This is a genomic window from Blautia sp. MSK.20.85 (genome assembly GCF_013317245.1).
Lineage (GTDB): Bacteria > Bacillota > Clostridia > Lachnospirales > Lachnospiraceae > Blautia_A.
Map to the genome: position 1 here is coordinate 1 of NZ_JAAIUN010000052.1, position 9918 is coordinate 9918.

At 44.6% G+C, this 9918-nt stretch carries 9 protein-coding genes and 1 other annotated feature; all 9 genes read left to right on the forward strand.

The window, feature by feature from the left end; all coding sequences use genetic code 11:
• Positions 1 to 247: 247 nt before the first annotated feature.
• Entirely contained in the window at positions 248 to 982 is a 735-nt protein-coding gene (locus G5B12_RS16530) for a class I SAM-dependent methyltransferase (RefSeq protein WP_174088885.1), read from the forward strand.
• On the forward strand, positions 963 to 2054 hold the full coding sequence (locus G5B12_RS17700; protein ID WP_244096131.1) for a hypothetical protein: 1092 nt from the start codon (positions 963 to 965) through the stop codon (positions 2052 to 2054). The genes G5B12_RS16530 and G5B12_RS17700 overlap by 20 nt, the downstream gene beginning before the upstream one ends.
• A 4-nt stretch (positions 2055 to 2058) precedes the next feature.
• Positions 2059 to 3000, forward strand: coding sequence for a DMT family transporter (locus tag G5B12_RS16540; RefSeq protein ID WP_021977437.1), 942 nt, complete (start codon positions 2059 to 2061; stop codon positions 2998 to 3000).
• Between the two features lie 72 nt (positions 3001 to 3072).
• Positions 3073 to 3756: a pyridoxamine 5'-phosphate oxidase family protein gene (locus G5B12_RS16545; protein ID WP_021977438.1), complete on the forward strand. Its 684-nt coding sequence runs from the start codon at positions 3073 to 3075 to the stop codon at positions 3754 to 3756.
• Positions 3757 to 3955: 199 nt separating this feature from the next.
• Positions 3956 to 4492: a nitroreductase family protein gene (locus G5B12_RS16550; protein WP_021977439.1), complete on the forward strand. Its 537-nt coding sequence runs from the start codon at positions 3956 to 3958 to the stop codon at positions 4490 to 4492.
• A gap of 283 nt (positions 4493 to 4775) precedes the next feature.
• Positions 4776 to 5798 (forward strand): alpha/beta fold hydrolase, encoded by a 1023-nt coding sequence (locus G5B12_RS16555; RefSeq protein ID WP_021977440.1) that lies wholly within the window; start codon positions 4776 to 4778, stop codon positions 5796 to 5798.
• A 157-nt stretch (positions 5799 to 5955) separates the two neighbouring features.
• Positions 5956 to 7353: an alanine/glycine:cation symporter family protein gene (locus tag G5B12_RS16560; RefSeq protein ID WP_021977441.1), complete on the forward strand. Its 1398-nt coding sequence runs from the start codon at positions 5956 to 5958 to the stop codon at positions 7351 to 7353.
• An 86-nt stretch (positions 7354 to 7439) separates the two neighbouring features.
• Positions 7440 to 7686 (forward strand) — a binding site (T-box leader).
• A gap of 77 nt (positions 7687 to 7763) precedes the next feature.
• A complete protein-coding gene (locus G5B12_RS16565) occupies positions 7764 to 8267 on the forward strand; it encodes a TRAP transporter small permease (protein WP_021977442.1) in 504 nt (167 codons plus the stop codon).
• Positions 8268 to 9918 (forward strand): TRAP transporter large permease subunit (locus tag G5B12_RS16570; RefSeq protein WP_174088887.1); only part of this gene is annotated, 1651 nt, incomplete at its 3' end.

Below are 9918 nucleotides of genomic sequence, written 5' to 3' on the forward strand. Positions count from 1 at the left end.
TGTCAATGAGAAAGAAAAGGTTCGTAGTAAGTTTGCGTCCAATTAAGTATTTAGAAGAGCTTTTAGAAGCTTAAAAAGTAGAAAAAAATAGAATTTGCAGTTGCTAACCATTCATGCGTTTGTCGTGGAGGAACATTAAGAAATGATGTGACATTCTCAAAAAAATGATACGATGTTTTGGTAATACTATGTTATACTTATATCTTCAGGATTACCACAAACAACCATGGAAGTGAGAACAACAAAAATGAACAATAAAATCGTAGTCTGCCTTGGAAAGGGTGGACAAAGGGATCAGGCAGAGTCTTTTGCCAGGAGGACGGATGCGCCGATTCAGGATAAGCCGGGGGATTATCTTACTGTCCGGTTTGATTCTAAAGGGGTATCTCTGTCGGGATTTGGTTTGACCTATCAGGGGGATTTCGTAGAGTCTATGCTGCACAGAGTGACCAATGGACGGCTGCAGCATGAGATGCTGGTGAAAGCTGCCAAGTCTGATAAAGAGGGCAGGAAGGCCATTGATGCCACAGCCGGAATGGGGGAAGATGCCTTTCTTCTGGCTGCTCAGGGGTATGAAGTTACTTTGTATGAGCAGAATCCGGTGATCGCAGCTCTTCTGAAAGATGCGATTCGCCGTGCGAAGAAAAATATAGATCTGAAAGACATTGCCAGTCGTATGAAAGTGATCGAAGGAAACAGTGTGGAATGTATGTCAAAACTTCTTGATTCGGTAGACGTGATCTATCTGGACCCTATGTTTCCGGCAAGACAGAAATCCAGCCTGATCAATAAGAAACTTCAGCTGATCCAGAAACTGGAACCACCGTGTTCTGAGGAAACGGATCTTTTTGATGCAGCGATCAAGGCGAATCCGGATAAGATCATTGTCAAACGTCCGCTGAAAAGTGAATGTCTTGCCGGTCGGGAACCGTCCTATACACTGAAAGGAAAGGCAATACGGTATGACTGCTATGTGTTATAAAGTCAGACATTATCGATATAAAGATCGCATCGGAAACCTTAAAGCCGAAGCCGTAGGCGTGGTAAGCGGGGAAAAGCATTTTCCCATATTTCCAGGGAATATGATCTTTAAACCACTGACGAAATCCAAGCCATTTTCGACACCACTATATGCTTATGCAGAGGTATTCTGGTCAACGGTCATCAATAAATATTTTATGCCTGCGCCTCAGTACGAGCTGGCGACCTGTGAAGGTTATGAGGAAGTAAATGAGAAATATCTTGATTATGGAACCGCAGTTCCTGTGGCATATAAAGAAGGAGAGTCCCTTCAGAATCTTCTGGAGTTTTTCCGGAAATATCCGGATAAAAAAGTCGACATAGATAATTATGTAAACTATTGCCAGATGTTTTACGATTACCGGGACATCTTTGAATCGGAATTTTTCCAGAAACACGAAGATCTGGCAGAGCAGCTTGCCATGCAGGTACTGATCTCTGTTCTGAAGGGAGACCAGAACTATCATTATGAGAATGTAGCTTTTCTCTGTGATAAAGAGGGAGAGATTATCAGCCTTGCGCCGATGATCGATCATGAATTTTCTACCTATTTCATGTTCCCGGATGATGTTTCACGACATGTGTACTGGCTGATGGAACTGAGTAAGTCTATCCGTGGATGGGAAGTGCAGCCAGGGGAATATGATAATTTTAAGAATCCGGAAGAACGGAAACTGATGGAAAAAAGTGCCACCTGTATTCACAAAAATCTCTGCTATATAAAAGAACATTACCCGCAGGTAACGGAAGAATTTCGGAATAAAGCAGAAAAACTGAAAACAGCATTGACAGAAACGCCGAAGGATTTTCTGATCCAGGGAAGTACGGAATATCCGGATCATGCGGATTCCAATGCCTGGTGGATTGGAAAAGCCAGATATAAGGACAAAGATGAAGAGAAAGCCAGAACTTATGAATCGGAACTTCGCGGAAAAGAGAAAAAGATTGATTTTCGAGATGTCAGCATCAGTGCAATAAATGAAATAAGATCCATCTTAAGTCAGATGGAAGAAGTTTTGGGAAAGAGAGAATAAACAAATGGAACAAACAAAAACAACGTTGACAAAAACCTGGGTGGTGGCGGCACTTGCCTGTGTCTGCTGTCTTCTCTGGGGAAGTGCGATCCCGCTGATCAAGACAGGATATCGTCTGATGCAGGTGGATTCTGCAGATACCGCAAGCCAGATCGTTTTTGCGGGAGTGCGTTTTGCACTGGCAGGGATTCTGGTACTGATCTTTGCGTCCATCAGTGAACGGAAAGTGATGATCCCGGACCGGACGATCCTGAAATATGCAGTACCGGTCTGCCTGGCGCAGACGGTGTGTCAGTATTTCTTCTTTTATATCGGAGTGGCGCATACTTCCGGAGTAAAAGGTGCGATCATCACAGGCCTTGGAAACTTTATCGCAATTCTGTTATCCTGTTTTATTTTCCGTAAGGAGCGTATGACAGGAAGAAAGATGATCGGATGTATCTTGGGTTTTGCAGGCGTCGTTGTGATCAACCTGATGGGAAATTCCCTGGATGTAGGATTTAAGCTTACGGGAGAAGGATTTATCCTGATCGCGCAGTTTTCTTATGGAATGTCTACAGTACTGATTAATATTTTTTCCAGAAAAGTGTCGCCGGTAATACTCAGCGGAACACAGTTTACCATGGGAGGAATCGTTCTGTTCCTTATCGGAAAAATAATGGGCGGACATCTGGGAGTGGTGAATGCAGCAGGAATCGGAATTATTTTTTATCTTGCGATGGTTTCTGCTGTGGCCTATACGCTGTGGTCAGTGCTGCTTGCATGGAATGATGTATCCAGAGTTGCCATTTTTGGATTTGTAAATCCGCTGTTCAGTGTGATTTTGTCTGCACTGGTCCTGGGAGAAGTACGTCAGGCATTTAATCTGGGAAGCCTGATCGCACTGTTCCTTGTCTGCGTGGGAATTTATGTGGTAAATCGTAAAGATAAAGCGTCTGTTAATTGACAACTTTTTTCGGAAAAATCATATTTATTAGTGAAACTTGGATATATTGCCAAGATATGGGAGGGATAAAACATGGCAAAGATCAAAGTGATCAAAAAGAATGACGAGTATTCTTCCGACTATAAAGTAGGAGATATCCTAGAGGTGACAGGAACCTGGTACGGTGGATTTAATGTAAACAGCGTAACAGGAATCCCACTGTGCCTGGATAAAGATGAATGTGAGGAGATTCTGGAAAAAACAGATCTTTCCCATGAAGAATATGAGGCGGCTGCGTCCTACTGGAAGAAAAAAGACGCAGAAAGTGTAAAGCTGGATGAAGCGAAACTGAAGAAAGCAGTGGAAAAGTATATCCTGGCCAATAAAACCTGTGCACTGGCAACGGGTGCGGGAGAGTTTGTGCGCTGCACACCTATCGAGTATACGTATCATCACGGTGCATTCTGGATGTTTTCCGAAGGTGGCGAAAAGTTTGCCGCACTGGAAAAGAATAAGAATGTTTGTCTGGCTATTTTTGATAAATATGAGGGCTTTGGCAAACTGAAGGGAATGCAGGTGACAGGAGAGGCAGAACTTGTGGCGCCGTTTTCTGATGAGTATAATGCAGCGGCAGAGTTTCGGAAGATCCCGCTGGATGCGCTGAAAAAAATGCCGCGTACCATGAACCTGATCAAGGTGCAGCCGAAGAAGATTGAGTTTCTGAATTCTGATTTTAAGAAAGATGGTGCAGATTCCAGACAGATGCTGGAATTCTGAGAAGAAAGCTTGTGATTTTGCGAACAGCAGTGTTCAATGTTTACAGTATGTGCGTTGTTCATAGTACAAATTGATTTTAACACAGTATTGTGCTAAAATTATTTCATGAAAAATATGAACATATAAATCAGCATACCAATAACCGCAGAACTTAATAATGATTACACAAATTCTGCATCACCAGGCGAGGAGGATCAATATGGAATTTCAGAAACTGATCGAAGAGAGAAGAACCATCCGTAAATACAGCCCGGAGGGAAAGATCACAAAAGATGAGCTGCTTACCATAATCAGGGCGGCACAGGAAGCACCAAGCTGGAAGAACTCCCAGACAGGAAGATATTACTGTGTGACATCTGAAGATATGGTAGAGAAGATCAGCAAAGAATGCCTTCCGGAAATGAACCAGCCCAAGGCAGAGAATGCGGCTCTGATCATTACTACTTTTGTACAGAACCGTTCCGGTTTCCAGAAAGACGGTACACCGGATAATGAACTTGGAAATGGCTGGGGCTGCTATGATCTGGGACTTCAGAATGAGAACCTGGTTCTTAAAGCATGGGAGCTTGGTTATGGAACTGTGATCATGGGACTCCGTACAGGAGATAAGCTCCGTGAGATCCTTTCCATTCCGGAAACAGAGACCGTAGTTGCAGTGATTGCAATCGGAAAAGCAGCAGAGGAGCCTGCACGCCCGAAACGTAAAGATGTGGAAGACATTGTGAAATTCTTTTAACCGAATCAGGGAAGTCCTTTTCGGGATTGCGAATATCCGCTTGACACAACAGAAATCATAATAGAAATCATAACAGAAATGCCCGGTACATGCGAAAATGTCCGGGTATTTTTTAACAGAAATTAAAGAGCAAAATGGACTAAAAAATATTGCCGGAAGAAGTGAATTCTGTTATCCTGTAAGAAGACAGAAATCAACGATCATTCAAAAATCTTACAAAGGATAAACATAAATTGCAGAGAAAAAAGCAATACACCAAAAGTAAAGGAGGTTTTTAATCAATATGCAAATCATACATGAAACTGAATACGAAGAAACCATGAAAAATACCGTAGAGCCATATCTGTCAGCCCGGAGAAGAGAACTATATGTACCGGGAGCAGACTACCCATTTCGTAATGAAAACAAACGGATCACAGGTAAGATCCACATGCTGCAGTATCTGTCTGATGCGCCAAAAGGTGTGGTGGTCATCAGTCACGGTTTTACAGAATCCGCAGCGAAATACGATGAAGTGGCTTACTATTTTCTGAAAGAAGGCTACCACGTGTATATTCCGGAACACTGTGGTCACGGCCGGAGTTACCGCCTTACTGCAGATCCGTTCCTGGTACACATCGATACCTGGAGACGTTATGTCCGTGATTTCCTGAAAGCATGCCGCTACATAAAAAAAGCTCACCCGGATCTGCCACTGGATCTTTTTGCACATTCCATGGGAGGCGCCATTGGCGGTATTGCGGCAGCCTGGGAGCCGGACTGGTTCCACAAAGTAATTCTTTCCTCCCCGATGATCCGGCCTCTTACCGGAAATGTTCCGTGGCCTGCAGCCACCGGAATCGCTCTGGAGAAGTGCATTCTGGGAAAAGATGAAGAATACGTAGCAGGCAAAAAACCATACGATGGCGGCGGTTCTTTTGAGACAAGTTCCGCAACATCAAAACCAAGATATGAGCGTTACAAAAATCTCCGCGCAGAGCACAAAGAACTCCAGACCTGGTCTCCGTCCTACGGCTGGCTCTGGGCTTCCGCAGAGATGAGCTGGTATCTGCGTCTTTACGGATGGAAAAAGTATACCGCACCAATGCTGCTCATCCAGGCCCAGACCGAAGATCTAGTGTCTGTCCGTGCCCTGAAGAATTTTGCCGGAAAGATCAACCGTCAGGGAAAAACCACCTGCGATTATATCCATATGATCGGAACAAAACATGAGATCTACGAAAGCCGCGGCAAGATCCTGGAGAAATACTGGGGATATATGCTTGCATTCCTGGATGACGAGGAAAATGATACTGACCGCAGATGAGTGTTTTATTCACTTTCTTTGTTTATCGCAGTAAAATTATAAAGCTTTTCTCTTATACATTCGACAGAAAATGTGCTATAATTTAAAGAATCGTCTTTTTTGTACAAACAAACGTACTGACCGAAAAGACAAAATTAAATAAGGGAAGGGTTATAGAATGTTATCTGTTATTGAATCAGTGAATGCTGCCATAAACAATTTTATCTGGGGCGTTCCTGCAATGATTTGTATTATTGGTGTGGGTCTTTATTTAAGTATCCGCACGAATTTTCTCCAGATCCGGAAATTTCCTTATGCCATCAAGGTAACCATCGGACGTATGCTTCGTAAACGTGAGGCTTCCGATGGAAGTCTGACACCGTTTCAGGCTGTCTGTACCGCCTTGGCTGCTACCGTGGGAACCGGAAATATTGCAGGTGTCGCAGGTGCCATCGCTATCGGAGGACCGGGAGCCGTATTCTGGATGTGGATTTCCGCAATTCTGGGAATGTGTACGAAGTTTTCCGAGGTAACACTTGCGGTACATTTCCGTGAGACCAATGCCAACGGAGATCTGGTTGGCGGACCAATGTATTACATCAAGAACGGCCTTAAGAAACACTGGCACTGGCTGGCATATCTGTTTTCCGCTTTTGGTGTGCTTACTGTTTTCGGAACCGGAAATGCAACCCAGGTTAATACCATTACAACAGCTATTGATTCTGCACTGATCAATTACAATGTGATCGCTGCAGACAATACTTCTACGGTAAACCTTGTTATGGGGATCATCCTTGCGATTCTTGTGGCAATGATCCTGCTTGGCGGAATCAAAAGGATCGGCCAGGTTACAGAAAAGCTGGTACCGTTTATGGCATTGTTTTATATTATTCTTGCCGTCGGTGTAGTTATCATCAACTGGAAAAATGTTCCGGGGGTTTTCAGCGCTATCATCAGAGGGGCATTTAATCCGGCATCTGTGACAGGCGGCGTAGTAGGAAGCTTTTTCATGAGTATGAAAAAAGGTGTTTCCAGAGGTATTTTTTCCAATGAGGCAGGTCTTGGTACCGGTTCCATCGCACATGCCTGTGCAGACACCAGAAAACCTGTAAAACAGGGATTTTTCGGGATCTTTGAGGTATTCACGGACACGATCGTGATCTGTACGCTGACAGCGCTTGTCATCCTCTGCAGCGGGGTGCCGGTTGGTTATGGCGCAGCAGCAGGAGCGGAGCTTACCATCAGCGGTTTTACCAGTACATACGGAAACTGGGTTTCCATCTTTACAGCAGTTGCCATGTGCTGCTTCGCATTTTCCACTATCATTGGATGGGGACTTTACGGAGCCAGATGTGCGGAGTTCCTTTTTAAGGAAAAAGCTATCAGACCTTTTATGGTACTGTACTCTCTGGTAGCAATCATCGGCGCAACTGTTGACCTTGGACTTCTCTGGAGTATCGCAGAGACCTTCAACGGTCTGATGGCGATCCCTAACCTTATCGCAGTATTCCTGCTTTCCGGTGTGGTTGTAAAGCTTGTGAAGGAGTACTTCGCCGGAGAAGGAAAGAACGCCTGAAGGAGTTTTTGAAAAAAAAACTTGACTATCAAAACAAACAGAGTTAGAATTGGTTTAACTCATTAAAGAGTTAACACATAACAGAAGTAAATTCCATGAAGGGAATCAGTAAAGACAGAGGAACCGTCTTCAGAGAGCTGTGACTGGTGTGATGCAGCGTCGGAACTGCCTTGAATATCATCCCTGAGAAGGAAAGCCGAAAGTTTCAGACAAGTAAGTAGGTTTTCACGGGTACTTCCCGTTACAGAAGTCGCGTATGCCGGTACGTTGCAGAATCGTGCTTGTTTCAATGGAGAAACAGGGTGGTTGCGGAATTTTATATCCGTCCCTGAGAGGGGACGGATTTTTTTTATCCAAAATCCCGGGGTAATGGTCTGAAACCGGAAAAAATACACAAAAGGGGAAAGAGTATGAAAGTGTACAAAAAACTCATGAACGCACTTGCAGCAGTAGAAAAAATCGTACTGGTCATTTCCACACTGCTGATCCTTGTGCTGACTGTGGGAAATGTTTTTTCCCGTAAAGTCATCCACCGCTCATGGTCTTTTACAGAAGAACTTGTTGTAGCGGTGTTCGTTCTCATCACACTTTTGGCAGCAGCACTTGCCTGCCGCGAAAAAGGAGGACTGGTAAGTCTGACATTGTTTACAGACCGTCTTCCGAAAAAACTGGAAAAACCATCTGTGATCCTGATCACGGTTCTCAGCATTGTTTTTTCCGCAATCCTGTTTAAATACGGAATGGACAAAGTTCTTACACAGCTGGCAAACGGCAAGAGAACTTTCGTACTGAACTGGCCGGAGTGGATCTTCTGGTCCTTCGTACCGATCGGAGCAGGCTGTATGATCCTTCATTTTATTGAGTACTGTCTGGACTTCTGCCTGAAAAAAGATGATGAAAAGGAGGACAAATAAATGATCAGTGCAATCTTATTTATCTCCTTCTTTATTTTCCTGATCCTGGGACTTCCCATTGCGATCTGCCTGGGTCTGTCATCTGTATGTGCCATCCTTTATTCCGGCACATCACTGACCATCGTAGCTACAAACATGTACTCAGGAATCAGTAAATTCCTGCTTCTTGCCATCCCGTTCTTCGTTCTGTCCGGAAACATCATGGCAAAAGCCGGTATTTCCAAACGATTGATCAACTTCGTAGACACCTGCGTAGGACACAAAAAAGGTGGTATCGCTATCGTATGTGTTATCGTAGCATGTTTCTTCGGAGCGATCTCCGGTTCCGGTCCTGCAACGGTTGCAGCACTTGGAGCAGTACTGATCCCGGCTATGGTTGAGCAGGGCGGTTTTTCCGCACCGTTTTCCACGGCATTGATGGCAACCTCCAGTTCCATCGCCATTGTCATACCGCCGAGTATCGCATTCGTTGTATACGCTTCTATCACAGGTGTATCTATTGCAGATATGTTCATGGCTGGTATCGTTCCGGGACTTCTGATGGGTGTTGCTCTTGTGATCATCGTTATGATCGAGGCAAAGAAACATAACATTCAGCCATCCCGTGAAAAAGCTTCCGCAAAAGAGCGCTGGGATACATTTAAAGATGCATTCTGGGGATTCCTGATGCCGGTTATCATCCTCGGAGGAATTTACGGTGGTATCTTTACACCAACTGAGGCTGCAGCAGTATCTGTTGTTTACGGTCTGTTTGTTGGTATGGTGATCTACCGTGAGGTTAAGCTCAAAGATCTGTTTGACATTCTTGTGGATTCTGCAAAGACAACAGGCGGAATCATGCTGATCGTAGCGAGTGCTTCCCTGTTCTCTTTTGTATGTACCAAGTTTGGTATTGCAAATGCGGCATCGGAGCTTCTTGCCAGCATTGCACATAATCAGTTTACCTTCCTTCTGATCGTAAACATCATTTTCCTGATCGCAGGATGCTTCATTGATGCAAACTCTGCAATGTATATTTTTGTACCGATCATGCTTCCGGTATGTAAGGCTCTGGGCTATGATGTGGTAGCATTCGGTGTTATGGCAACAGTTAACCTTGCGATCGGACAGGTAACACCTCCTGTAGGTGTAAACCTTTTCGTTGCCATCAGTATCAAGATCAAAAAAGGTCTGGAGGTTACTCTTCAGCAGATCTCCAGAGCAGTTATGCCGATGATCGCTGCATCCGTTGCAGTTCTTCTGATCATCACTTATATTCCGGCTGTTTCCACAGCTCTTCCGAAGGCGCTTGCAAAAGAGGGCTCCTATACAGGAGACCAGTCTTCTGACACAGGAAGCCAGAGCTCCAAGGATGCCGGAGACGGAAGTGATTCCTTTAATACCATCGCAGATTACAGTGATCTTGACTGGCCGGAGATGACATGGAACTTCGCATGCTCTACAACGGAGACAAGTACCTGGGCTGACGGCGGACGTAAATTCGGTGAGCTTATGGAAAAAGCAACCGGCGGAAAAGTCAAGGTTAATATTTATGCAGCAGACCAGCTGACAAACGGAAATCAGTCCGAGGGAATCCAGGCACTGATGAACGGAGACCCGGTACAGATCTCCATGCATTCCAATCTGATCTACTCTGCATTTGACCCGAGAT